The following is a 25,504-nucleotide window of genomic DNA, read 5'->3' as shown; positions in this document are numbered from 1 at the left end:
ACCGGCCCTGCGCCCTGCGTCAGGGACCGCCGCGGCGGCGCCGGCGCAGATCGCGCAGGACGACGGCCGCGCCCGTGACCACCACGACCAGGGTCGCGGCGACGCCCAAGGCGTAGGTGGCGTACCGCTCGTCGCGTTCCGCCGGGGTCTCGGCCAGGGAGAAGGGTGCCACGTCCGGCGCCTCGGCCCTGGCCATGCCCGGGTCGGGGGCCGGGGACGACGGCGGGTCGGCGAGGTCGGACTCCTGGACGGCGCGGACTGGGTCGACCACGCCCCAGCCGACGAAGTCGTCATGGCCGTTGACGGACCGCTCGGCGGTGCGCTCGATCTGCGTGACGATCTGCGCCGGTGACCATGCCGGGTGCTTCTCCTTCAGCAGGGCCGCCACCCCGGCGACGAACGGCGCCGAGAAGCTCGTCCCGCTGTCGGTGCACTGCCCGCCACCGGGGACCGTGGAGACGATGTCGACGCCCGGTGCGGCGACCCCGACGAAGCTGCCGGACTGGGAGAAGGCCGCGCGTTCGTTGTTCCGGTCCGAGGACGCGACGGCGAGGACGCCGTCGAAGGCGGCCGGGTAGGTCTCCTTGGGCCTGCCGTCGAGGCCGTCGTTGCCCGCGGACGCGACGACGACCACTTTCTCGTCGAGGGCCTTGCGCACGGCCCGGGCCAGCGTGGAGTTCCCGGACAGCGGCTTGGTGGTGTCCTGGGAGATGTTGATGACGTCGGCGCCCTGGGCGACCGCGTGGGCGATGGCCCTGGCCATCGTGTTCGAGTCGCCGTTGCTGTCGGCGTCGTTCTGCCGGATGGGGATGATGGTGGCCGCCGGGGCGAGGCCGACGAAGCCGGTGCCCTCGGCCGGACGGGCGGCGATGATGCCGGCCACCTTGGTGCCGTGCCCCACCTCGTCCTTGGTGGGGTCCCCGCCCTTGCCCAGCAGGTCCCGCCCGGCCGCCTTGTCGACGGCGCCGGCCAACTGCCGGTTCCTGTCGTCGACTCCGGTGTCGATGACGGCGACCCGCACCCCCTTCCCCTTCTCGGTGCCCTCCCACAACTCGTCCAGCAGCACGCGCTGCAACGACCAGGGGCGCGCCTTGAACTGCTGCTCGCTGGGGAACGTGCACGCACCGCTGCCCGTCAGCGTCGTGGGCACTCGGAGCCCCTCCTGCGCGGGGGCGATGGGGTCGTGTGCGGGTGTGCAGCCGCTCAGGGCGGTGAGCGTGAGCGCCGCGGTGAGCAGCAGGGACTTGGTGGGCCGCACCGGTTCGGAGCTCCTGTTCTTCGGTGTCCGGCGGGAGGGCACGCCGTCGAGGCGGGACGGCACGGGTCACGAACCCTGCGGCTGGCGGGCGCTGTTGGTGTCGAGCCGCGGGCCCTTGGCGAGGAACTCGGACCACACCAGCGGCACCTTGGCGGGCCGGACGTTCTGGTAACCGAGTTTGACCTGGGCCTCGCTCGGCTCGGGGCTGCCGTCCGACGGCTTGCGGTCACGGTCGGCACCGATCTCCGACTTGTCCGCGTCGCTGTCGCCGTTGGCCTGCACCGCGTAGCGCAGACCCGTGTCGGTGACGAGGAACAGCGCGCCCGCGTCCGTGGCGGAGCCCTGGATCTGTGTGTAGAGCAGGCCCGTTCCGGGCGTGGCGTAGGTGCTGGTGCCGTCGGAGGTGATGCGGGCCGGGTAGTCCTCGCCGGCCCAGGTGCTCAGCGTGGTGCCGCCGTCCTCGCCCACCGCGCGCAGGACGCTGCACACCGTGTCCCGGCCGGTCCCGGCGGCGGAGTTGACCTGGTGGAGGCGGCGATCCGGCCAGTTCGCGCGCTGGCCCTCGAAGGGCTCGGGGTCGGCCGTGAAGTCCTGGAGACCGACGCTGCGGGCCTTGCCGTTCATGTCGAGCCGGGCGGTCTCGGGCGAGTTGATCAGCAGCCAGGCGGTGAACTCGCTGACGGGCTGCACCTTGCCGGGCAGTACGACGTAGAACCTCGTGCCCTCGCCCGTCTCGGTCTCCAGCACCATCCCGACGCGGTTCTCGTCGTCCGACAGGGCGCCCGGGACGTTCGCCGGGGACCCTACGCCGGAGGGCAGCCGCGGGAAGGCGATCGCGTCGCCCGCGTGCAGGGTCGCCAGCCATTCCTTGGTGACGAGCTGCGGCTCGCGCGACCCGACGAGCGTCTCGGTGAGCGGGTCGGACTCGGTGCCCGTCACGGGGTAGGCGCTCCCCCCGGAGGCGACCACGTACCGCCGGCCGGTCCGGGTCTTCACGTACAGCGCGTCCCCGCCGGTCAGCCGGTTGCGGCCGTCCGTCTTCGCCGCCTCCCCGGACGCCAGGACGAACGTCGCCTCCTGGACGGTGTCGCCCTTGCCGCCGGGCTGCTCGCAGACCGCCCAGCGCTTGGCCTTGCCGGCCTCCTCGGCGGAGGGCAGCCGGTCGGGCGCGTAGGGGATGCCGAGGATCGGTCCGCGCGGGGGTCTGCCGGCATCGAGGATGTCGTCACTCACCTGGATGACCTGGTAGCTCGCGTCGTTCATGAGCAGCCGGGCGGAGGCCAGGTTCAGGACGGGGTGCAGCCGGGTGGTCCCGTCCGTTCTCAGGACGACGTAGCGGGTGGTCGACTGCTTGCCCACGATCACCCGGGTGCCGGGCTTGTCCCAGCCGGAGGGCGCTGTGGGCTGGAACATGCCCCAGGCGCCGAAGACCGCCAGGGTCAGGGCTCCGGCGACCAGGCTCGGCACGACCGCTCTCAGCGGCTTCGGAGCTCCCTCTTCCGTCCCGGTCGGGGAGGGCTGGAGGAAGGCTGCCAGCAGGCGCCGCTTCGCGAACGTGTAGGCGTTGAGCTCGTCCCGCCGTGATGCCATCAGTGACCGTCTCTCCCCGTGTCGGCCTCGGAGGTCGTCGTCCCCCGCCCTGCGCTGTCAGACCGGCCCCCTACTATGCCTGGTGATCGCGCGGGCTGCCGGAGCGGGTACGGTAGCCGGACCGTCAAGAGCCCGGCGCGGTGCCGTCATTGCTGCCGACGCGAGGAAATCGGGGGACTCGGGGATGGCTTCCACAACACGGGTGCGCGCGCGTGGCCGCGCCCGCCCCCAGGCTTCCCCGGCGACGGGCGCGGCGCCCGAACCGGACGCGCGCGCGACGGTGGCGCCCGCTCCTGCGCCGGGTGCACCGCAGCTCCGCCTGCGCCGCGGTCCCGGGGGTTCGTCCCGGCTGCAACGGGTCGTCCTGGTCGAACTGGCCGCCGCGGTGGTGCTGGTGGGCTGGGTCGTCGGGACCGCCGGTCTGGTCGTGGCCGCCGTGCTCGCGGCGGGACTGCTGGCGCTCGCTTTCGTACGGCGTCGGGGGCGTTCCGTGCCCGACTGGTGCGCCACCGCGTGGGCGCTGCGGAACCGGCAGAAGCGTGCCGCCGCCCTGGAGATACCGCCGGGGACCGAGCCGGGCCTGGTGCCGGCCCTGGAGTGCGAACCGGCCCTGCGCACCGGGTCGTACAGCGTGCGCGACGGGCGTCCGGTCGGCATCGTCGGGGACGGCACGTTCGTGACGGCCGTGGTGCAGGTGGAGGCCGCCCCGTCGGCGCTGCGCGCCGAGCGGGGCCGTCAGCCGCTGCCGCTCGGGCTGATCCGCGACGCCCTCGAGGTGGACGGGATCACGCTGGAGTCGGCCCAGGTCGTGTCGCACACCCAGCCCGCCCCCGCTCTGCATCTGCCGCAGCAGTCGGTGGCCGTGGCCAACTACGCGCCGCTGCAGGCGCAGACGGGCACACCCGCGGTGCGCATCACCTGGGTCGCGCTGAAGCTCGACCCGGAGCTGTGTCCGGAGGCTGTGGCCGCGCGCGGGGGCAGGGCGGTGGGGGCGCAGCGGTGCGTCGTCCGTGCGGCGCACCACCTGGCGAGCCGGCTGACGGGTGCCGGTTTCCGCGTCACCGTGCTGGACGAGGACGAGCTGGTGGCCGCGCTCGCCACGTCCGTGTGCGCCAACCCGCTGGTCACGGCGGAGGCGGGACGGACCGAGGCGCGTCAGCGGCGGACCATGGAGTCACCGCGCAACTGGCGTTGCGACAACCGCCGGCACACCACCTACTGGGTCCGCTCCTGGCCGCGGCTCTCGGGCGCCGGTGGCCCGACGCTGCCGCAGTTCGTCGCCCGGCTCACGGCCGTGCCCGCTCTGGCCACGACCTTCAGTCTCACCCTGGCCCACCAGGACGGTCAGGAGCTGTCGTTGACGGGACACGTACGGGTGACGGGCCGCAGCGACGACGAACTCGTGGCCGCGCGCCGGGCGTTGGAGGAAGCCGCGCAGGAAGCCGGCGCGGGACTGACCAGACTGGACCGTGAGCAGTTGCCCGGCGTACTCGCGACGCTCCCTCTCGGAGGTGCCCGGTGACGCATCCGGCTCCGACACCCGCCGGTACGGCGACGCCCACCGGTACACCGACATTCGCCGGTACGCCGACACCCGCAGGTGCGCCGACGCCCCCCGGTACGCCGACGCCCGGGGGTGCGCCGACGCTTGCCCGTACGCCGACACCTGGGGGTGCGCCGACGCTTGCCGGTACGCCGGTGTCCAGCGGCACGGCGGCCGGTGTCACCGGAGGCGCGCGCGCCGCCGCCGGTGTCCCCGGCCGGTCCGGGGGCACGCCCTCGGCGGCCGGCCAGGTCATCGAGCGCTTGCGCAAGGGCTTCGGCCTGGCCGGGCCCCGCCACGGACGGCACACGCTCAGCGCCGAGCATCTGGACGCCCTCGCCCTGCCCCTCGGGGACGACGGCGTGGTGGCCGGTGTGGACGGCGCGGGGCAGCCGGCGGTCCTCGGGGTCAACCGGCCGACGCCGTACGACGTGGTGCTCATCGGGGGCCTGTGGACCGCGCAGGTGCTGGCGTTGCGGGCCACGGCCACCGGCGCGCACGTCGCCGTGGAGACGGGTCGCCCGCAGGCCTGGCAGCAGATGGTGCACGCCATGGGAGGTGCGCAGAACGGCCTGTCCGTGCACGAAGTGGGGCGGGTACCGCCGCAGGGGGCCTCCGCCGGCACCCCGGTGCTGGTGGTGCGCGACTGCGGCATGCGGCCTCCGCGCGGGCGGGTCGTCTCCGGGCCGTGGCAGTCGGTGCTGACGCTCCTGCCGTACCTGAGCCCGGTGGCGCCCCGCCTCCTCCGGCAGGCGCGGCTCGTCGGCATCCAGCGCGTCTCCCCGGACGAGGCCGCCGAACTGGGCCGCAGCATGGCCCTGACGGCCGAGCAGGTGGAGTCGCTGCCCACCCTCGCCGACGGGATGACCCTGTGGTGCGCCGACCGGGACCGCCGCTATGTGCTGACCCGGCCCACGGACGCCGAGATCGGACTCCTGGGGAACCCTCGCCGGATGGACTGAGAGGGCCAGGGGCCGGTTCCGTCCAAGTGTCAAGCCCGTGGGGCTCGAAGCGGCTTTCCGACCGTTTCGTCGCCGTCGTCGGCTGATGGGGTTGTCGGCGTGATGGGAAAGTCCTCCGGTTCCGTGTGTTTTGTGACCCGCGGGGCCCGAGGCGGCGGACGGGCGGGGCTGCCGGGGCGGGGCATGTGGTGATTAGGCTGGGGACGGGCACGACGTCACGACCCGTGGCCCGGCGGCGGTGTTGCGAGGGAAGAGCGGGGGAGCCGATGCACCGTGCTGCCCCGGACGGCCGCGGAGTCGTTCGAACCACTGCGGACGACACAGCAGACAGAAGCAAGGGTCGCCCCAGCACGGCATGAGGGTGCTCGACCACACCAGGAGGAACACTGTGAGCAGCGATCGGGACGGGAACCGCGGGGGCTGGGCGACACCCGGCGATGACCAGCCCGACGCGGAGTCCGCAGTGGAGATGACGGGCGAGTTCACCATCGACTACGCGCCGCCCGCCTGGTACACGCAGAACGCCTCGGGGAGTTCCGGGTCCGGGCAGGGCCCGGAGACGTCCGGTGGGGCCAGTGCCCCGGTGGCGCCCGAGGAGCCCGAGGGGCCCGCGGTTCCCGGTGGCCTCGCGGCGGCGCCGCACGGGTTCTCAGTGCCCGGTGGCCCTTCGGCTCCGGGGACGCCCGCGGCGCCGGAGGGTTCTGTGCCGCCGCAGGCCGGTCCCCTTCCTGCGCACGGGACCGCCGAGCCGTACGGACAAGCCGCTCCGCATGTCGCCGAGCCGTTCGGACAGGCCGCTCCCCCCGCCGCCGCATCGGGGCAGGTACCGGCGCCCGGCGTGCCTTTCACGCCTGCTGGGCAGCCGCCCGCTCCTTTCACGCCGCCCTCTGCCCCGTTCTCTCCTCCTGCTCCTCCGCCGAGCGCTCCCTTCACGCCGGTGGCACCGCCCGTGCCGCCGGTCGACGCCGAGGCCTCTCCCGGGGTCCCCAAGCTCCCGACGGGCAGCGGGTTCGAGCCGCAGGGCGCGCAGCCGGGTGTGCCGCCGCAGGGGCAGTGGCCGCCCCAGAGCTCACCCGAAGCGGCACCGGCCGTCCCGACGACCGCTCCGGCAGCGCCCACCTCGCCTGCCTCGCCCACTGCCTCCGCCGAGGAGGAGCCCGGCAATGGTGATCTGGAGAGCGGCGCCACCATGCGCTTCTCCGCGGTCGCTCTGAAGCGGGAGATCGCGGCCGAGCGTGCCGCCGCGGCGGACGACCGGTCCCCCGGCTCGGTGGGCTCGGGTCCGGAGGGGCACCGGAGCGACCGTGCGAACGCGGAGGCCCCGCCTTCCGCCGACGCGGGTGACGTGCATGACGCGGGTGCAGGTGACGCCGGTGCGACGCATGGCGCGAGCGAGGGTGACAGCGCCGGCCCGTCCGCTGACGGAGCCGCCAGGACCTCGGGGACGACCGCGCCCGAGGGCGTCACCTCGTCCAGTGATGGAGACGGAGAGACCTCGGACGCGGATGCCACGGGCACCGGCCGGGGCAGTGAGCCGGTCCCGGCGGACGGGACGCCCGGGGCCGACCCCGAGCCGGGTGCCCCGCGGGACGGTGACTCCTTGGACGCCGCGTCCGCGGTGGGGACACCGGCCACGGACGGCGGCGCGACGGACGACGCGGACCCCGTCACGGCCGACGCGGCCTCAGCGGCGAACGGGCCCGTCGACGGCTCTGTCGGGGACGCCGGCGCACAAGACCGTCCTGCTGTGCCCGCCGTCGAGCCCGCCACCGCGCCCGCCGACAAGGTGCCGTCCGACGCCGCGCCTGACACTCAGCCCGATGCCGCGGAGCCCGGCGCCAAGGATGCCGGCGCCGCTCAGCCCGTTCCCGCCGACACCGGCGCCACGGACGGGCAGCCGGCCTGGACGCCCCCGGCCCCCCAGGGCGTACCGCCCCTGCCGCCGTCGTACCAGCCGGCCGCTCCCGCGCCTGCGAGCCAGTGGCCCGCGCAGTCGCAGCAGTCACAGCAGTCGGAGTACCAGCCGTCGGCCCAGCCGCAGCCGCCCGTCCAGCCTCCGGCCCAGCCGGTGGACCCGCACGCCCAGCCCCAGCCCGGGGCGGCTCAGGTCCAGCCGCCGTTCCAGCCGCAAGCTCCGCAGCCGGCGCCCGCCGCCTGGAACCAGCAGCCCGCTCCCGCGCCGCCGCACCAGCCGTCGGCACAGCCCGCACCGCAGCCAGGCGGTTACGGCTTCCCGCAGCAGGGCGCCCCCGCCGCACCCGCTCCCGATCCGCAGGGCGGCTACGGCTTCCCGCACCCAGGCACCCCCGGTGCGCCCGGCACCCCCGGCCCCCAGGGCGGCTACGGCTTCCCCCAGCCGGGCGTCCCGCCGCAGGCCCAGCCGCCGCAGCGGCAGGAAGGCGCCGGGCAGCCGCAGCCCCCCGTCGACCCGCGTACGGGCGCCGCCTGGCCGCAGCCGATCCAGCACGACCAGCGGCAGCCGACCAACCCCGGGGCCGCGCCGCTCGGTTACACCGCCGCCGTCGAGCTGTCGTCCGACCGGCTGCTCAACAGCAAGCGGCAGAAGGCGAAGAGCAGCCGTCCGGTGGGCGGCGGCGGCCGCTTCAAGCTCGGCGGGAAGAAGGAGGAGGCCGAGCGGCAGCGCAAGCTCGAGCTGATCCGTACGCCCGTGCTGTCCTGCTACCGGATCGCGGTGATCAGCCTCAAGGGCGGTGTCGGCAAGACGACCACCACCACGGCCCTCGGCTCGACCCTGGCCACCGAGCGGCAGGACAAGATCCTGGCGATCGACGCCAACCCGGACGCAGGCACCCTCGGGCGCCGCGTGCGGCGGGAGACCGGGGCGACCATCCGCGACCTCGTCCAGGCGATCCCGTACCTCAACTCGTACATGGACATCCGGCGGTTCACTTCGCAGGCCCCGTCGGGGCTGGAGATCATCGCCAACGACGTCGACCCGGCCGTGTCCACGACGTTCAACGACGAGGACTACCGGCGCGCGATCGACGTGCTCGGCAAGCAGTACCCGGTGATCCTGACGGACTCGGGGACGGGCCTGCTGTACAGCGCCATGCGCGGTGTGCTCGACCTCGCCGACCAGCTCATCATCATCTCCACGCCGTCGGTGGACGGCGCGAGCAGCGCGAGCACGACCCTGGACTGGCTGTCCGCGCACGGCTATGCCGACCTCGTCTCGCGGTCCATCACCGTCATCTCCGGCGTGCGCGAGACCGGCAAGATGATCAAGGTCGACGACATCGTGTCGCACTTCGAGACGCGCTGCCGGGGCGTCATCGTCGTGCCGTTCGACGAGCACCTCGCCGCCGGGGCCGAGGTCGACCTCGACATGATGCGGCCGAAGGTGCGCGAGGCGTACTTCAACCTGGCCGCGATGGTCGCCGAGGACTTCGTCCGGCACCAGCAGTCGCACGGGCTGTGGACCTCCGACGGCAACCCGCCGCCGGTCGCCGCCCCTCCGCTGCCCGGCCACCAGATGCCGCCCGGCCACCAGATGCCGCCGGGCCACCAGATGCCGCCGCACCAGCAGATCCCCGGCCAGGTCCCGGCTCAGGCGCCCCACCCCGGGCAGCCGCAGCAGCCCTTCCCCGGCCAGCAGCAGGCCCCGGGCCAGTCCGGCCCGTACCCGCAGCAACAGCCGCAGCCCCACCCCGGGCAGCCGTACCCGCACCCCGGCCAGCCCTACGCCCAGCAGGGCCAGCCGGGACTACCGGGACAGCCAGGGCACCCGAGCCAGCCAGGGCACCCGGGACAGCAGCCCCAGCCCGCCCAGCCCTACCCGCACCAGGGCCACCCGGGCCAGCCAAGCCACCCCGGCCAGCCGCCCGCCGCTCCCCCGCAGCCCGGCTACGGCTACCCGCAGCCGGACCGAGCGGGACAGGGACACCCCGGCGCCCCCGGGCCGCAGCCCCCATCCCAGCCCCAGCCCGGTCACCCGGAGGACCGGACCCCGCCGCCCCCCACGCAGTAACCGCCTCACCCGATCGGCCCCTTTCGAGGGGCCGTTCGCCTGTCGGGCCCGTGCCGTTCCCACGCGGCGCGGGCCCCGGCGCGTTCCGGGGTGAAATCCGTTGCCAGGCCCTGGCCAGCGGCGCGTCAGTGGTCTCGACCAATGGGTGCAAAACGCTCGCCAATTCGTTATTTCCGCAGGCCACAAGGGGTGAACGCGCCGTTGACGGGCGGAGACGGCCGCTGATACACACACATCAACCCCCTGACAGCTGATCAACCCGTCCTTCCCGTCCGAGCGATGACGCGAGGTCCGTCCATGGGCACGAACGATCAGAAACGCAGCCTCCCGCGCGGCCTCCGGCTCGTCGCCGTCGCCGGGGCGGCCGCGCTCACCCTCACCGCCGGTCTCGCGACCCCGCTCGACCCGGCACCCCGGCAGGCCCGGGCGGCCGGCGACGGCAAGCAGGTGCTGACCGTCGCGGTGGCGCAGAGCGTGGACTCGCTGAGCCCCTTCCTCGCGGTCCGGCTGCTCAGCACGAGCATCCACCGGCTCATGTACGAGTACCTGACCACCTACGACCCCAAGGACAACCGGGCCATCCCCGGCCTGGCCACCAAGTGGGAGTCCTCGCCGGACAAGCTGACCTGGACGTACACGATCCGCTCGAACTCCACGTGGTCGGACGGGCGGCGGGCGACCGCCGAGGACGCGGCGTGGACGTTCCGCACGATGATGACCGACGACGGCGCCGCCACGGCCAACGGCAGCTACGTGGGGAACTTCCGGAAGGTGACCGCCCCGAGCCCCACGAAGCTGGTCATCGAGCTGAAGAAGCCGCAGGCCACGATGACGGCGCTGGACGTGCCGATCGTGCCGAAGCACGTGTGGGAGAAGGTCTCGGACTTCTCCGAGTTCAACAACGACAAGACCTTTCCCGTCGTCGGCAACGGTCCGTTCGTGCTGACCGGGTACAAGGCCGACAGCTACGTACGGCTGAAGGCCAACAAGGACTTCTGGCGCGGGGCGCCGAAGTTCGACGAACTGGTGTTCCGCTACTACAAGGACCAGGACGCGGCCGTGTCGGCGCTGCGCAAGGGCGAGGTGTCCTTCGTCGCCGGGTCGCCGTCCCTGACGCCCGCTCAGGCGGAGTCGCTCAAGGGCGCGGAGAACATCCAGGTCAACGACGCTCCCGGCCGCCGCTTCTACGCCCTGGCCACCAACCCGGGCGCCCGGGCGAAGAACGGCGAGAAGTTCGGCGACGGCCACCCCTCCCTGCTCGACCAGCGGGTGCGCAACGCCCTGTTCATGGCGGTCGACCGCGAGGCCGTCATCGACAAGGTGTTCCGCGGCCACGCCGTCGAGGGCGAGGGCTACATCCCGCCCCGTTTCCAGGACTACTTCTGGAAGCCGTCCGCGCGCCAGAAGCTGGCGTACGACCCGGCGAAGGCGGCCCGGCTGCTCGACGAGGCCGGCTACAGGAAGAACGGCGACGGCAAACGCGTCGGCAAGGACGGCAAGCCCCTCACCTACCGCGTCCTGTGCCACGCCACCGACCCGAACGACAAGGCGGTCGGCAAGTACCTCCAGGAGTGGTGGGGCGACCTCGGCATCGGCGTCCGCCTCGACTGCCTGGACAACGTGACCGACCCCTGGCTCGCCGGAAAGTACGACCTGGCCTTCGACGGCTGGTCGGTCAACCCCGACCCGGACTTCGTGCTGTCGATCCACACCTGCGGCGCGCTCCCGGCGACCCCGAAGGACACCGGCGCGACGGACAACTTCATCTGCGACAAGAAGTACGACGAGCTCTACGCCCGGCAGCGCGCCGAGTACGACCCCGCCAAACGGGCGGACATCGTCCAGCAGATGGAGTCGCGGCTGTACGACCTCGGGTACATGAACGTCATGGCGTATCCGAACGCGGTCGAGGCCTACCGGACGGACCAGATCGAGTCGATCACGACGATGCCCGCGAAGGCGGGCAACATCTACGGCCAGGACGGCTACTGGAGCTGGTGGTCGGCGGTCCCCGCCGACGCGGGCGGGTCCTCGGACAACGCGTCCTCCACCGGCGTCGTGGTCGGGATCGTCGCGGGTGTGGTGGTCCTCGCCGCGCTCGGCGGTTTCGCGGCGATGCGCCGGCGGGCCACCGCCGAGGACCGCGAGTAGACGGGCGAACGGGCACTCATGACCGCTGACGCGACCCCCGCGCTGGTCGAGGACAGGCAGACGGCGGCCGGGCCGCGGGTACGCAAGGGCTCGGCGTACCCGCGGTACCTGGCCGGCAAGGTGGCCGGTGCGCTGGTCTCGCTGCTGGCCGTCCTCGTGACCAGCTTCTTCCTCTTCCGGCTGATCCCGGGCGACCCGGTGAAGACCATGACGGGCGGCCGCCAGGTCTCCGAGGAGCAACTGGCCGCCTACCGTGCGGAGTTCGGGCTCGACCTGCCGTTGTGGCGGCAGTTCACCGACTACTGCGGCAAGGCGCTCACCGGCGACTTCGGGACGTCGTACCAGTTCCGCGCCCCCGTCGTCGACAAGATCACCGAGGCGCTGCCGAACACGCTGCTGCTGACGGTGACCGCGTTCGTGCTGTACACGGCGCTCGGGATCCTCCTGGGCACCCGCTCGGCCTGGCGGCGGGGCGGGACCGGCGACCGGGTCAACACCGGCCTGGCGCTGACGCTGTACTCCATCCCGTCCTTCTGGCTCGGGCTGCTGCTGATCATCGTGCTGTCGGTGGGGATCGGGCCGATCCCCGGCATGTTCCCCACCGGCGGCATGGAGTCGGGTGGGGAGGAGGGCTTCGCCCACGTCCTCGACGTGGCCCACCACCTGGTGCTGCCGGTGGTGACGCTGGTGGCCGTGGAGTACGGGCAGACGCTGCTGGTCACCCGGTCCGCGCTGCTGGACGAGATGGGCAGCGACTACCTGACGACCGCACGGGCCAAGGGCCTGCGCGACGACCTCGTGCGCCGCCGGCACGCCGTGCCGAACGCGCTGCTGCCGACCGTGACCCTGATCTTCATCAATCTGGGCCGGACGGTGGCGGGCGTGATCCTGGTGGAGACGGTGTTCTCCTGGCCGGGTCTCGGCGGCCTGTTCTACCAGGCGCTGAGCGTGCCCGACCTGCCGCTGGTGCAGGGACTGTTCTTCGTGTTCGCCGCCGCGGTGATCGTGATGAACACCCTCGCTGATCTGGTCTATCCCCTGCTGGACCCCCGGGTGGCACGATGACGACGACCCAGCCGGCTCCGGACCCGCGCGCCCTCGCCCGGCAGCGCCGGCGGGCCTCCGCCGCCCGCTTCTGGCGGAGCTACCGTGCCGAGAGGGCGGGCCTGTACGGGCTGGCCGTACTGGCCCTGTGCGCGCTGCTGGCCCTGTTCGCCCCGCTGTTCGTCGGCTCCGACGTGAGCAGCGTGACGCAGGCCCCGGGGCGTCCGATGCAGAGCCCGAGCGCCGAGTTCCCGCTCGGCACGGACCAGTTCGGGCGGGACCTGCTGGGCCTGGTGATCTGGGGCTCGCGGGTGTCGCTGCTGGTCGGGCTGCTCGCGGCCGTGCTGTCGGTGGCCATCGGCACGCTGATCGGCGTGACGGCCGGGCACTTCAAGGGCTGGTACGCGACGGTGATGATGCGGATCACCGACTGGTTCCTGGTGATGCCGACGCTGGTGCTGGCCATCGCGCTGGCGACCGTGATGTCCCGCTCGCTCACCACGACCGTCGTCGCCATCGGCGTCACCACCTGGCCGACCACGGCCCGTCTGGTGCGGGCACAGACCCTGGCGGTGGAGACCCGGCCGTACATCGAGCGGGCGCGGGCGCTCGGCGGCGGGCACTGGCACGTCATGTCCCGGCACGTCCTGCCCAACGTGATGCCGCTGGTGCTGGCCCAGACGACCCTGATCATCTCCTCGGCCATCCTCGCCGAGGCGACCCTCGCCTTCCTCGGCCTGGGCGATCCGACGGTCGTGTCGTGGGGCGGACTGCTGCAGGACGCCCGTGAGGCGGGCGCGGTCAGCGCGGGCGACTGGTGGTACCTGGTGCCGCCGGGCATCGCCATCGCCGTGGTGGCGCTGGCCTTCACACTGTGCGGGCGGGCCGTGGAGTCCGTCCTCAACCCCAGGCTGGGGGTGTCGCGTTGAGTCTGCTCGACGTCAGGAACCTGACGGTCACGTATCCGGGCGGGGCGGCCGCCGTGCGCGGGGTCGACCTGCGCCTGGAGGCCGGCCGCAAACTCGGCATCGCCGGTGAGTCGGGCTGCGGCAAGTCCACACTGGCGCTGGCCCTGCTGCGGCTGCTGCCCGCGGGCACCCGCATCACCGGGGAGGTGCTCCTCGACGGCGAGGACGTGCTGACCATGAAGTGGGGCCGGGTCCGGGCGGTCCGCTGGGCCGGCGCCTCGATCGTCTTCCAGGGCGCGATGCACTCCCTGAACGCCGTGCACCGCGTCGGCGACCAGATCGCCGAGCCGATCCTGCTGCACCGCAAGGCCACACCGGCCGGGGCGAGGAAGAGGACCGGCGAGTTGCTGGAGCAGGTCGGCCTGCCCGCGGCCCGCGCGCACGCCTACCCGCACGAGCTGTCCGGCGGGCAGCGCCAGCGGGTGATGATCGCCATGGCGCTGGCGTGCGACCCTCGGCTGGTCGTCGCGGACGAGCCGACCACCGCCCTGGACGTGATGATCCAGGCGCAGATCCTGCGCCTCATCGAGCAGTCGGTCGCGGACCAGGACCTCGGCCTGATCATGATCAGCCACGACCTGGCGGTCCTGGCGGACACCTGCGACCGGCTCGCGGTGATGTACGCGGGCCGCGTGGTCGAGGAGGGCCCGGCCGCCCAGGTGTACCGGGACGCCCGGCACCCCTACGCCCGGGCCCTGTCGGCGGCGTTCCCGCGGATCGGCGACCCCGCGTCCCGGTTCGCGCCCCGGGGCCTGGCGGGCGATCCGCCCGACCCGGCCGCGCTGCCGGCCGGGTGCACGTTCCATCCGCGCTGCCCCGTGGCCCTGGACTCGTGCACCGAGCAGGACCCGGCGCTGCGCGAGACGGCTCCCGACCGCCGGGCGGCCTGCGTGCTGGCCGGCCCGCCGGAAGCGGCGACCGGCCGGGAGCGGTCCGGGGGCCGCACCGGGCGGTCCCCGGGGGCGCCCGGCGAACCGGCCGGGGACCCGGAAGCCCTGGAGGAAGCGAGGCCCGGCACACCATGACCCTCTCCCCTACGGCCCCCGGGGTCACCACGGCACCCCTGCTGAGCGCCCGGGACCTGTACGTCACCTTCCCCGGCCGGCACGGCGGACCGCCGGCGCGCGCGGTGGACGGCGTCGACCTGGACATCCGGCCCGGCGAGATCGTCGCGCTGGTCGGCGAGTCCGGCTGCGGCAAGACGACCCTGGCCCGCAGCCTGCTGGGCCTGGTCGAGCCGACGTCGGGGCAGGTCTCCTTCGACGGCCGCCCGCTGCGGTACTCGGGCCGCTCCCTGAAGGCGTACCGCAAGCGCGTCCAGCTGGTCCTCCAGGACCCGAGCGGCTCCCTCAACCCGCGGCACACGGTGTACGACGCGGTCGCCGAGGGGCTGCGCATCCACGGCCACGGCGGCGACGAGCGGGCGGCCGTGGCCGAGGCGCTCTCCCGCGCCGGCCTGCGGCCGCCGGAGCGCTTCTTCCTGCGCTACCCGCACGAACTGTCCGGCGGGCAGCGTCAGCGCGTGGTCATCGCGGGCGCGCTGGTCCTCCAGCCCGAACTCCTCGTCGCCGACGAGCCGGTGGCCTCGCTCGACGCCTCCGTGCGCGGCGAGATCCTCTCGCTGCTGCTGCGCCTGCGCACCGAACTCGGCCTGTCCGCCCTGGTCGTGACGCACGATCTGGGCCTGGCGTGGAACATCGCCGACCGGGTCGCGGTGATGTACCTGGGCCGGATCGTGGAGACGGGCCCGGTGGAGCAGGTCCTGACGGCGCCGCGGCACCCCTACACCCAGGCCCTGCTGTCCGTCCTCCCGGAGGCCCCGGGCGACCCGGTGGTGCTCACGGGGGAACCCCCGGACCCCTCACGGGTCCCGCCGGGCTGCCGCTTCCACGCGCGCTGCCAGGTCCTGGCGAGCGGCGAGGCGGACCGGGCGGGCGTGTCGGACGCGTGCCGGGGCCGGGACCCGGAGGTGCTGAGCGGCAGCGGGCAGTCGCAGGTCGCCTGCCACTGGGCGACGACCCTCCAGGGGCGCGGGGAACCGCGGGACTAGGCCCCAGCGGTGCCGCGGACGGATCTCAGACGGACGGCCCTCAGGCGGACGGACCGGCCTCTTCGGCCGCCACCAGCTCCCGGCACCTCTGCACGTCCCGCCCCATCTGCTCGAGCAGGGCGTCCAGCGTGTCGAACGTGGCCTGCCCCCGCACGAACGCCAGGAAGTCGACCGCGACGTGCAGCCCGTACAGGTCGAGCCCGACACGGTCGATGGCGTACGCCTCCACCGTCCGCTCGGTGCCCTCGAACTGGGGGTTGGTGCCGACCGAGATGGCCGCGGGCATGACCTCGCCCTGGGCGTGCAGCCAGCCGGCGTACACGCCGTCGGCCGGGATCGCGGTGTGGGGCAGGGTCTCGACGTTCGCGGTGGGGAAGCCGAGCTCGCGCCCGCGCTGGGCGCCCCGGACGACGACGCCCTCGACCCGGTGCGGACGGCCGAGGATCTCCGCGGCGCCCCGGACGTCGCCCTCGGCGACCAGGCGCCGGGTCAGCGTCGAGGAGAACGGCTCGCCGCCGCCCGCCTCACCCGTCACGTACAGGTCGACGACCTCGACCTCGAAGTCGTAGGTCTTGCCCTGGGTGGCCAGGAACTCCACGTTGCCCGCGGCCTTGTGGCCGAAGCGGAAGTTGGGGCCCTCGACGACGGCCCTGGCGTGCAGCTTGTCGACGAGCACCTTGACGACGAAGTCGGCCGGCGACAGCTTCGAGAACTCTGTGGTGAAGGGGAGGATGAGCACCGCGTCCACGCCCAGCTCGGCCATGAGTTCGGCACGGCGGTGGTGGGGGGCGAGGAGCGGGGGGTGGCTGCCGGGGCGGACGACCTCGCTGGGGTGCGGGTCGAAGGTGACGACGACGGCGGGCACGCCGAGCTCCCGGGCCCGGTCGACGGCATGCCGGATGATCAGCTGGTGTCCGCGGTGGACTCCGTCGTAGGAGCCGATGGTGACGACGCTGCGCCCCCAGTCCTGGGGGATGTCCTCCAAGCCACGCCAGCGCTGCACTGTGCCTGCTCCTTGTCGAAAGCTCGTCGAACCCGTGTCGGTCGGTCGTCCGTGATTGCCTCGTGCGCAGGTCTAAGGGTGCCATGCCGGGTGCCGCCTGCCCGCATCGGCATGGGCGCTGTGACAGGGCGCACGGCACGGCGGCACGTCCCGGTGACCGGCTCGCCGCTCAGGCGGGCACGCGCAGGCCCGCCAGGCCCTCGATCGTGCGGCGCGCACTGGGTCCGACGAGGGCGGCCCACTCCCCCGGCTCGTCGGTGAGCCAGCCCGCCACGCGTGCGGCGAAACCCGGCACGTGCCGGCCGAGGTCGACCAGGGCGCGGTCGAAGCGGGTGGCGCCCTCCGGGGTGCGGGCCAGGCGCAGGCCGATCCGGTGGGCGAGGTCGCGCAGGTCCTCGCCCGCGTCCCGGGCCGCCGCGTGCAGCAGCGCGTCCAGGACGTCGGTGTCCTGCTCGCGGGCGAGGAGCGCGTCGCGCAGTTCGCGGCGCACGGGCCGGGAGGCGGGGATGCCGGGTGGGGTGAGGACGGCGGCCAGGGCGCAGCGCAGCCGTACGCCGCCGGTCTCCAGCAGGCCGGTGACCAGGGGCAGGAGTACGGCCCTGGCGGCGGCGCCCCGGTCGAGCCGCCGGTCCACGCAGGCGGCGATCGGCCCGGCGAGGTCCGGGCGGCGCTCGGCGGCGTCCCCGAGGAGGGCGGCGACCCGGTGGGCGAGGCCGGGCGGGGTGGCGTCGGCCAGGGCCCGCAGCGGTTCCTCGGCGTCGGGGCGCTCCAGCCGCCGGGCGAAGGCGTCGAGCACCGGCTCGGGGTGGCTGGCCAGGGCGCCGGTCAGCGCGTCCGGCGGGAACCGGGGGTCGCCCGCGGCGAAGTGCTCCAGTGCCCGGGGCAGATGGCGGGGTCGGGTCTGCGGGTCCTGGACGAGCAGGGCGAGGGCGCCGCCGTGCAGGGCGGCGTCCGCGGGGCGGGCGAGGAGGGTGAGGGCGGTGAAGCGCAGCAGGGCGCGGTCGCCCGACTTGCCGGCCCGGGGTGCGACGCGCAGGCCGTGCTCGACCGCGGCGATCCTGCGTTCGGGCCGCTCGTCGCGGGCCCATCGCTCGACGGCCCGGCAGATCGCCGAGGGTTCCTCCTCGGCCAGGACGGCGAGCAGTTCGTCGGCCCGCGGGTGGCCGCGGTCGGCGAGGGTGTCGGCGAGCTCGTCCGGGGCGCGGTGGCGGTGGGTGTGCAGCAGGGCCTGGGCGGCCGTGGCGACGGTCGCGTGCGGGGTGGCGGGCAGCGGCTGCTCGTCGTCGAACCAGCGGGTGAGCTGCCGCTGCACGGCGACCGGGTCGGTTTCGAGCAGTGCGGCCACGGCGTCGAGGAAGCGCGGTCCGGCCTCGCACGGCGGCCCGTCGGCGTGCACCAGCCGTCGGAGCAGGGCGCACCGCACGTCCTGCGGCAGCCGCAGGCCGGTCCAGAAGGCGGGGCCGGCCTCCGCGGGCAGCGGCCGCTCCTGGCGCCGCCAGGCCACGATCCGGTCGGCGAGCAGCCGCAGCACCTCGGTGTACGGCGTCGCGTCGGGCACGGCCGCGAGCGTGCCGGTGAGGAGCCGCGCGGCCCACCAGGAGCCCGGGTCGGCGTCCAGGGCGTGCACGAGGTCGGCCAGTCGGGAGGCGAGCCGGGCGCCGCCGTGCTGCCGGGCCAGGTGCAGCAGGGCCTGGACGACGGGTCCGGCGCGGTGGTGCGGGACCGGTTCGGGCGCCGTCTGCCCACCCCGGTGGACGAGGGCGTGCAGCGCCTCGTCGAGATCGAGGTGCAGGCCCTGGAGCCAGTCGGCGAACTCCTCGTGGGCGAAGCGGTAACCGGATCCGGCGGGAACCAGCAGGCCCTCGGCGAGCACGGCCGGCGCCCAGCCGGTGCCGCCGGGCGGGGCGGGCGCGGGCTCCCAGGGGAACACCGCCTCGAACGCCTCCCGGTCCAGGTCACCGTGGCCGGGGCCGAGGCTGCGCCGGGCGGCCTCGTGCACCCGCCCGGCGACCCGCGCGGCCAGCCGGCGCACCGCGGTGCCGTGCAGGCCGCCGGGGGCGGCCAGGCGGGTGGCGACGCGCAGGCACATCAGGTCGAGGTGGGCGGAGAGCACCTCGTGCCGGTCGAGGGCTGCCCCGGCGAGGTCCGGGCCGCCGGGCAGGGCGCCGTGGACCTCGGCGAGCAGCCGCAGGGTCAGGGGGTGCCGGGCGTCGGCCGCGGCGAGGGCACCGTCGGGGATGCCGTGCCGCAGGCGGGCCTCGCGGGCCTGCGCCTCGGTGAGGTCGCCGAGGCGGACGCAGCCGGGCGAGTCCAGCAGGGGTGCGGCCTGCTCCCAGTACTCCTCCCGGCAGGCGACCACGAGCCGCGCCCCCGTGTCGCGCAGCCACCGCACCGTCGCCTCCGCCCAGCCGGCCGTCCGGCGGGCCAGGGCGGGCGGCATCTCCTGCGGGTCGTCGAGCACCAGCAGCAGGGGCCGGCCGAGCCCGGCGGCGATCCGGGCCAGCCGTTCGGGTGTGCTGTCCGCGGGATCGGCCGGGAGCGGGTCCCGGGCCGCGGCCAGGACCGGGGCGGAGCGGGCGAGCGCCCGGCGGGCGGCCTCCGCGACCGAGGTGTCCTCGTCGTGCAGGTCGCAGCCGCGCAGCAGGAGCGTGGGGTGCCGGTCGGCCCGGCGGCGGGCGGCGAGGGCGGCGAGTTCCGTGGTCCGGCCGCTGCCGGGCGGCCCGACGAGCCCGAGGACGGGTGTCCCTCGGGCCGTGAAGGCGGCGAGGGCGGCCGCGACGTCCGGCCGTTCGACAGGGTCCGGGGCGTCGGTGCCGCCGGGCGGCGGGCCGTCCAGGCCCGCGGAGGTCGTCGTCAGGGCCAGCACACCGGCCAGGTTGAGGTCGGCGCCGTAGGCGGGCACCGTCGCCGCGTTCTCGGCCAGCAGCGCGCCGAGCGGTCCCGTCCGGCCGGCGACACCGGTGTGCAGCGGCACGGCGAACCCCACCTCGCTGTGGCCGGAGCTGAGCGCGGTGCCGAGCACGCCGACCACGGCTCCGGTGGCGGCGTCGAGGACCGGGCCGCCGGCCGCTCCCCCGCCCAGGCGCAGCGCGTCGCGCCCCGCCGTCCCGACGGCGAGCTCCAGGGCGTCGTCCAGCCGGTGGAAGCGGTCGATCGCCGCGTACGTCACGAGGGTGCGGCCCAGGACCCGGGCCTCGCGCCAGCCGCCGGCGGGGATGTGCACATAGGCGCCGGTGCCGATCTCCTCCCGCACGGTGACGGGCAGCGGCGGCACCCCGAGCCCCTCGGTGCGCACCAGGGCCAGGTTCCGTGCGGGCAGGGGCGTGACGGCGTCGGCGTCGACGACCCGGCGGCGGTCCCCGGCGCCGTGCAGGACGAGCCGGGGCAGACCGTCGACGGCCTCGTGGCTGGTGATCAGCGTGCCGTGGTGGTCGGCCAGGAAGCCGGTGCCGCGGGGGCGGCCGGCGAGGTCGTGGATGCGGACCAGGGCGTTCCGGGGGAACGCCCGGTCGTCGTGCCCGGCTGCGCCGGGCTGCTCCCGGGAGTCCCGTGAGCCGTCCTCCGGCTCCCGGGACCGGTTTCGCGACGCCATCGTCCGAGCCTCCCCGCCGTACACCCGTGCCCTTGTGTTCGACAGTAGGGCGGCGAAGATCGGCGGGACAGATCACCTTGCGAAAGCGCCCCCTTCCGCTCCCCCGGTTCACTCCGAGCGCTGGCACGGACGGGTGAATGGAGGAGGGCGGGTGGATAACCCTAGGGTGGGGGAACCGAGGGGGGACCGTGGAGCGGCGGAGGTGGAGGTACCCCGTGGCCGCCGCTCCACGGACGGGTGTCTCCCGGCGTCCGTCAGCCGAAGGCAGCCAGGCTCCGGGCCTTGCCGCGCTGCTCCTCGACGAGGACGAGGAAGCGGCCCTCCGGGTCGAAGACGGCGACGGGACCGCGACCGGCGTACTCGTCGGGCATCTCCAGCCGCACGCCGTTGCCGAGCAGCTTGGCGCGCCGGGCGTCGACGTCCCAGCGCGGGAAGGCGGCCGCGGCGGCCTCGGCCACCGGCATCACGGTCAGCTCCTGCTGGAGCTGGTCGAGCGTGCGCGCGGCGTCCAGCTTGTAGGGGCCGACGCGGGTGCGGCGCAGGGCGGTGAGGTGCCCCCCGACGCCGAGCCCGGCGCCCAGGTCACGGGCCAGGGCCCGGATGTAGGTGCCGGAGGAGCAGACGACCGAGACGACCAGGTCGAGCACGGGCGTGCCGTCCTCCGCGACGGCGTCCCGCACGTCGTGCACGCCGAAGGAGGACACCCGTACCGGGCGGGCGGGGATCTCGAACTCCTCGCCCTCCCGGGCGCGCTTGTACGACCGCACGCCGTTGATCTTGATGGCGCTGACCTTGGACGGCACCTGCATGATGTCGCCGGTCAGCTCGGCGATGCCGGCGTCGATCGCCTCGCGGGTGATGCCGGAGGCGTCGGTGGAGGAGGTGAGCTCCCCCTCGGCGTCGTCGGTGAGGGTGTTCTGCCCGAGCCGGATGGTGCCCAGGTACTCCTTCTCGGTCAGTGCGAGGTGACCGAGGAGCTTGGTGGCCTTCTCGACGCCGAGGACGAGGACGCCCGTGGCCATCGGGTCCAGGGTGCCGGCATGCCCGACGCGTCGCGTCCGGGCGATGCCGCGCATCTTGGCCACCACGTCGTGCGAGGTGAAGCCCGACGGCTTGTCGACGATGACGAGGCCGTCGGGCGTGGTGTGCTTCTGGGTCATTCGGCGGTGTCGTCCGTCTCGTCGTCCTCGTCCGGCTTGCGGTACGGGTCCGCGCCACCGGCGTACGTCGCCCCGGCAGACGCCTCGCGCACCTTCTCGTCGGACTGGCGCGCCTTGTCGAGGAGGTCCTCGATGTTCCGGGCGGTGTCCGGGAGGGCGTCCATGACGAAGGTGAGGGTCGGCGTGAACTTCACGCCGGCGGCCCGGCCGACCTCGGAGCGCAGCACGCCCTTGGCGCTCTCCAGGCCGGCGGCGGCCGCCGCGCGCTCCTCGTCGTCCCCGTACACCGTGTAGAAGACGGTCGCCTCCCGAAGGTCACCCGTGACCCGGGTGTCCGTGATGGTGACGTGCGAGCCGAGCCGCGGGTCCTTGATCCCGCGCTGCAGCTTCTGGGCCACCACCTCTCGGATGAGGTCCGCCAGCCTCTTGGCACGCGCGTTGTCGGCCACTGGTCCGTCTCCCGTTCTTTCCTGTCCGGTTCGTTCTCGGTTCGTCAGTCGTCTTCGCCGTGGAAGCGCCGCCTGACGGACAGCAACTCCACCTCGGGGTGCCCGGCCACCAGCCGTTCGCACCGGTCGAGCACGTCGCTGAGGTGCCCCGCGTCGCCGGACACCAGCGCGAGGCCGATGGCGGCTCTGCGATGGAGGTCCATGTGGTCCACCTCGGCCGCGCTCACCGCGTACTTGCGCTGGAGCTCGGCGACGATGGGGCGGACGACGGAGCGCTTCTCCTTCAGCGACCGTACGTCGCCGAGAAGCAGGTCGAAGGACAGAGTCCCCACGTACATGTGTGTCCGGATGACCCGCCGGTACGGGATCGGATGGCCCTGCGCAGTCGGGACGGCAGGAACACCAGGAACGTTACCGCGAACGGCCCGGGGGCTCGATCGGGTTTTCCCGGTGCGCACACCGCCCCAACGGCCAGCCGGCCGACGCGGCGGTGCCGCGTCGGCCGGTCAGGACACCGTGGGCGTTACGCCCGCGGCTTCTCGCGCATCTCGTACGTCGCGATGACGTCGTCGACCTTGATGTCGTTGAAGTTGCCGAGGTTGATACCGCCCTCGAACCCTTCGCGGATCTCGGTGACGTCGTCCTTAAAGCGACGCAGACCCTCGATGTTGAGGTTCTCCGCGATGACCTTGCCGTCGCGGAGGAGGCGCGCCTTGGTGTTGCGCTTGACCTCGCCGGAGCGGATGAGAACACCCGCGATGTTGCCCAGCTTGGACGAGCGGAAGACCTCGCGGATCTCCGCCGTACCGAGCTCGACCTCTTCGTACTCCGGCTTGAGCATGCCCTTGAGGGCCGCCTCGATCTCCTCGATCGCCTGGTAGATGACCGAGTAGTACCGGACGTCGACACCCTCGCGCTCGGCCATCTGCTGCGCACGCCCGGCGGCGCGCACGTTGAAGCCGATGACGATGGCGTCCGAGCCCATGGCCAGGTCGATGTCGGACTCCGTGACCGCACCGACGCCGCGGTGCAGGACGCGGATGTCGACCTCTTCGCCGACGTCCAGCTGGAGCAGGGAGGACTCCAGGGCCTCGACGGACCCGGAAGCGTCACCCTTGATGATGAGGTTGAGCTGCTGGACCTCGCCGGCCTTGAGCACCTTGTCCAGGTCCTCGAGCGAGACACGGCGCGTGCGCTTGGCGAAGGCCGCGTTGCGCTCGCGGGCGGCGCGCTTCTCCGCGATCTGACGGGCCGTACGGTCCTCGTCCACCACGATGAAGTTGTCGCCGGCACCCGGGACGTTGGTCAGGCCCAGGACCTGGACCGGCGTCGAGGGGCCTGCCTCGGCGACGCTGTTGCCGTTGTCGTCGTGCATCGCCCGGACGCGGCCGTACGCGTCGCCGACCACCATGGTGTCGCCGACCCGCAGGGTGCCTCGCTGGACGAGGACCGTCGACACGGCACCACGGCCGCGGTCGAGGCGGGACTCGATCGAGATGCCCTGCGCGTCCTGGTTCGGGTTGGCCCGCAGGTCGAGCGAGGCGTCGGCCGTGAGGATCACGGCCTCCAGCAGGGAGTCGATGTGCAGACCCTGCTTGGCGGAGATGTCGACGAACATGGTGTCGCCGCCGTACTCCTCGGCCACCAGCCCGTACTCGGTGAGCTGACCGCGCACCTTGGTCGGGTCGGCGCCCTCGACGTCGATCTTGTTGACCGCGACGACGATCGGGACGTCGGCCGCCTTGGCGTGGTTGAGCGCCTCGACCGTCTGCGGCATGACGCCGTCGTTGGCCGCGACCACCAGGATCGCGATGTCGGTCGACCTCGCACCACGGGCACGCATGGCGGTGAACGCCTCGTGACCCGGGGTGTCGATGAAGGTGATCTTGCGCTCTTCCTCGTTGACCTCGGTCGCGACCTGGTAGGCACCGATGTGCTGGGTGATGCCGCCGGCCTCGCCCGCGATGACGTTCGTCTTGCGGATGGCGTCGAGCAGTCGGGTCTTACCGTGGTCGACGTGACCCATGACGGTCACCACCGGCGGACGGACCACGAGGTCTTCCTCGGTGCCCTCGTCCTCGCCGAACTCCAGGTCGAAGGACTCGAGCAGCTCGCGGTCCTCCTCCTCGGGGCTGACGATCTGAACCGTGTAGTTCATCTCGTCGGCGAGGAGCTGCAGCGTCTCGTCGGAGACGGACTGCGTGGCCGTGACCATCTCGCCGAGGTTCATCATGACCGCGACGAGCGACGCCGGGTTGGCGTTGATCTTCTCGGCGAAGTCGGTGAGCGAGGCACCGCGCGACAGGCGAATGGTCTCGCCGTTGCCGCGAGGCAGCATCACACCGCCGACCGACGGGGCCTGCATGGCCTCGTACTCCTGGCGCCTCTGCCGCTTCGACTTGCGGCCACGACGCGCCGGACCGCCGGGACGGCCGAACGCACCCTGCGTGCCACCACGGCCGCCGGGACCGCCGGGACGGCCACCGAAGCCGGGACGGCCACCGCCGCCGGGACCACCCGGACGACCGGCGAAGCCGCCACCGCCACCGCCGCCACCGGGACGACCGGCGAAACCGCCGCCGCCACCGCCGGGACGGCCGGCGAAACCGCCGCCACCCGGACGACCGCCGCCGCCACCGGGACGACCGCCGCCGCCGGGACCGCGGCCGCCGGGGCCACCGCCGCCGGGACGCGGGCCGGCAGCCGGACGCTGCGGCATCATGCCGGGGTTGGGACGCGGGCCGCCGGGGCCGCCGCCGGGACGCGGACCGCCCTGCGGACGGGGCATGCCGCCCGGGGTCGGACGCGCGCCGCCCGGAGCCTGCGGACGGGGACCGCCCGCCGCACCCTGGGGACGGGGACCGCCCTGGCCCTGGCCCTGCGGGCGCGGGGCACCGCCGGGGGCACCGGGGCCGCCCGGACGCGGGGCGCCGCCGGGACGGGGCGCCTGCGGGCGCGCCATGCCGGTGGAGCCGCCGGAGGTGAAGGGGTTGTTGCCCGGACGGGGACCCGCCGGACGGGCGCCGGGACGCGGGGCGCCGCCGCCCGGACGCGGAGCGCCGGGACGGTCGCCACGGCCCTGGCCGCCCTGGCCGGAACCGGCCGGACGCGGAGCACCCGGACGCGGCGACTGGCCGGCCGGACGCGGGGCGCCCGGACGCGGGCCGGAGCCCTGGGCCGGAGCGGCGGGGGCCGACGGCGGCGCGGTGAACTCGGGCGCGGCCGGAGCCGGGGACGCCGGGGCGGGCCGCGGCGCGGGCTTCGGGCCCGGGGTGGGACGGGGGCCGGGAGAGGCCGGCGCGGCGGGGGCCGCGGGCTTCTCGGCGGCGGCCGGCTTGGGCGCCGGCGGGCGCGGGGCGGCCGGACGGGCTGCCTGCGCCGGGGAGGGGGCTGCCGGCTTCGCCGGGGCAGCCTTGCGGGCGGGGGCGGACTTGCCGCCGTTGCCCTGCTGGAGGGCGTCCGTCAGCTTGCGTACAACGGGCGCTTCGATGGTCGAAGACGCCGAACGGACGAATTCACCGAGTTCCTGGAGCTTGGCCATGACGACCTTGCTCTCGACACCGAACTCCTTGGCGAGTTCGTAGACCCGGACCTTAGCCACTTCGCTCCTTTGAGGTCCGGGTTGCGTCCGGACCGTCGCTAGTTCATGGGCGTACTCATCGCGTACTCATCGAGTGCTCATCGCAATCTCGACCTGCTTTCGACTCGCGAGGTACCTAGCCGCACGGGGTTCCGTACGGCACGTC

General features: G+C 74.1%; 16 protein-coding genes and 1 pseudogene. 9 read left to right on the top strand and 8 right to left on the bottom strand.

Features of this window, described 5'->3' with window-relative positions:
* Positions 1-19 precede the first annotated feature (19 nt).
* Complete coding sequence (gene mycP / locus ACZ6ZN_RS31615; RefSeq protein WP_469651548.1) at positions 20-1,258, bottom strand: type VII secretion-associated serine protease mycosin; 1,239 nt, start codon at positions 1,256-1,258, stop codon at positions 20-22.
* A gap of 66 nt (positions 1,259-1,324) precedes the next feature.
* On the bottom strand, positions 1,325-2,848 hold the full coding sequence (gene eccB, locus ACZ6ZN_RS31610; RefSeq protein WP_451880037.1) for a type VII secretion protein EccB: 1,524 nt from the start codon (positions 2,846-2,848) through the stop codon (positions 1,325-1,327).
* A 184-nt stretch (positions 2,849-3,032) separates the two neighbouring features.
* Here eccB and eccE point away from each other — a divergent pair, with 184 nt between their 5' ends.
* The 9 genes and pseudogenes from eccE to ACZ6ZN_RS31565 all read left to right on the top strand — a co-directional run bounded on the left by eccE (position 3,033) and on the right by ACZ6ZN_RS31565 (position 15,554).
* Entirely contained in the window at positions 3,033-4,370 is a 1,338-nt protein-coding gene (gene eccE / locus ACZ6ZN_RS31605; protein ID WP_469651546.1) for a type VII secretion protein EccE, read from the top strand.
* 176 nt (positions 4,371-4,546) lie between these two features.
* On the top strand, positions 4,547-5,353 hold the full coding sequence (locus ACZ6ZN_RS31600; protein WP_469651544.1) for a hypothetical protein: 807 nt from the start codon (positions 4,547-4,549) through the stop codon (positions 5,351-5,353).
* A gap of 355 nt (positions 5,354-5,708) precedes the next feature.
* Positions 5,709-5,870, top strand: a pseudogene (locus ACZ6ZN_RS31595) (SCO5717 family growth-regulating ATPase); the annotation flags it as partial.
* A gap of 672 nt (positions 5,871-6,542) precedes the next feature.
* Entirely contained in the window at positions 6,543-9,341 is a 2,799-nt protein-coding gene (locus ACZ6ZN_RS31590; protein WP_469651574.1) for a MinD/ParA family ATP-binding protein, read from the top strand.
* 297 nt (positions 9,342-9,638) lie between these two features.
* Positions 9,639-11,492 (top strand): ABC transporter substrate-binding protein, encoded by a 1,854-nt coding sequence (locus ACZ6ZN_RS31585; RefSeq protein WP_451880111.1) that lies wholly within the window; start codon positions 9,639-9,641, stop codon positions 11,490-11,492.
* 18 nt (positions 11,493-11,510) lie between these two features.
* Positions 11,511-12,557, top strand: coding sequence for an ABC transporter permease (locus tag ACZ6ZN_RS31580; RefSeq protein ID WP_451880112.1), 1,047 nt, complete (start codon positions 11,511-11,513; stop codon positions 12,555-12,557).
* Positions 12,554-13,465, top strand: a complete 912-nt coding sequence (locus ACZ6ZN_RS31575; protein ID WP_469651542.1) for an ABC transporter permease — start codon at positions 12,554-12,556, stop codon at positions 13,463-13,465. Before ACZ6ZN_RS31580 ends, ACZ6ZN_RS31575 begins: the two co-directional genes overlap by 4 nt.
* Positions 13,462-14,529, top strand: coding sequence for an ABC transporter ATP-binding protein (locus ACZ6ZN_RS31570; protein ID WP_469651540.1), 1,068 nt, complete (start codon positions 13,462-13,464; stop codon positions 14,527-14,529). The genes ACZ6ZN_RS31575 and ACZ6ZN_RS31570 overlap by 4 nt, the downstream gene beginning before the upstream one ends.
* Positions 14,526-15,554 carry an ABC transporter ATP-binding protein gene (locus ACZ6ZN_RS31565; RefSeq protein WP_469651538.1) on the top strand — a complete coding sequence of 343 codons (1,029 nt, stop codon included), beginning with the start codon at positions 14,526-14,528 and terminating at the stop codon, positions 15,552-15,554. Before ACZ6ZN_RS31570 ends, ACZ6ZN_RS31565 begins: the two co-directional genes overlap by 4 nt.
* A 40-nt stretch (positions 15,555-15,594) precedes the next feature.
* On the opposite strand, the gene ACZ6ZN_RS31560 is transcribed toward ACZ6ZN_RS31565, so the two are convergent.
* The 6 genes from ACZ6ZN_RS31560 to infB form a co-directional block, all read right to left on the bottom strand.
* Complete coding sequence (locus ACZ6ZN_RS31560; RefSeq protein WP_451880116.1) at positions 15,595-16,557, bottom strand: bifunctional riboflavin kinase/FAD synthetase; 963 nt, start codon at positions 16,555-16,557, stop codon at positions 15,595-15,597.
* Between the two features lie 169 nt (positions 16,558-16,726).
* On the bottom strand, positions 16,727-20,149 hold the full coding sequence (locus ACZ6ZN_RS31555; protein ID WP_469651536.1) for a trypsin-like peptidase domain-containing protein: 3,423 nt from the start codon (positions 20,147-20,149) through the stop codon (positions 16,727-16,729).
* A 254-nt stretch (positions 20,150-20,403) separates the two neighbouring features.
* Positions 20,404-21,309, bottom strand: coding sequence for a tRNA pseudouridine(55) synthase TruB (gene truB / locus ACZ6ZN_RS31550; protein WP_398106271.1), 906 nt, complete (start codon positions 21,307-21,309; stop codon positions 20,404-20,406).
* Positions 21,306-21,758: a 30S ribosome-binding factor RbfA gene (rbfA, locus tag ACZ6ZN_RS31545; RefSeq protein ID WP_398106272.1), complete on the bottom strand. Its 453-nt coding sequence runs from the start codon at positions 21,756-21,758 to the stop codon at positions 21,306-21,308. The genes truB and rbfA overlap by 4 nt, the downstream gene beginning before the upstream one ends.
* 44 nt (positions 21,759-21,802) lie before the next feature.
* Positions 21,803-22,096, bottom strand: a complete 294-nt coding sequence (locus ACZ6ZN_RS31540) for a DUF503 domain-containing protein (protein WP_369193440.1) — start codon at positions 22,094-22,096, stop codon at positions 21,803-21,805.
* 185 nt (positions 22,097-22,281) lie between these two features.
* Positions 22,282-25,359 carry a translation initiation factor IF-2 gene (gene infB, locus ACZ6ZN_RS31535; RefSeq protein ID WP_469651534.1) on the bottom strand — a complete coding sequence of 1,026 codons (3,078 nt, stop codon included), beginning with the start codon at positions 25,357-25,359 and terminating at the stop codon, positions 22,282-22,284.
* Positions 25,360-25,504: the final 145 nt, after the last annotated feature.

This window comes from Streptomyces sp. NPDC053665, from assembly GCF_055585285.1.
The sequence above is the reverse complement of the archived record's forward strand: the minus strand, read 5'-3'. Positions and strand labels throughout refer to the sequence as shown.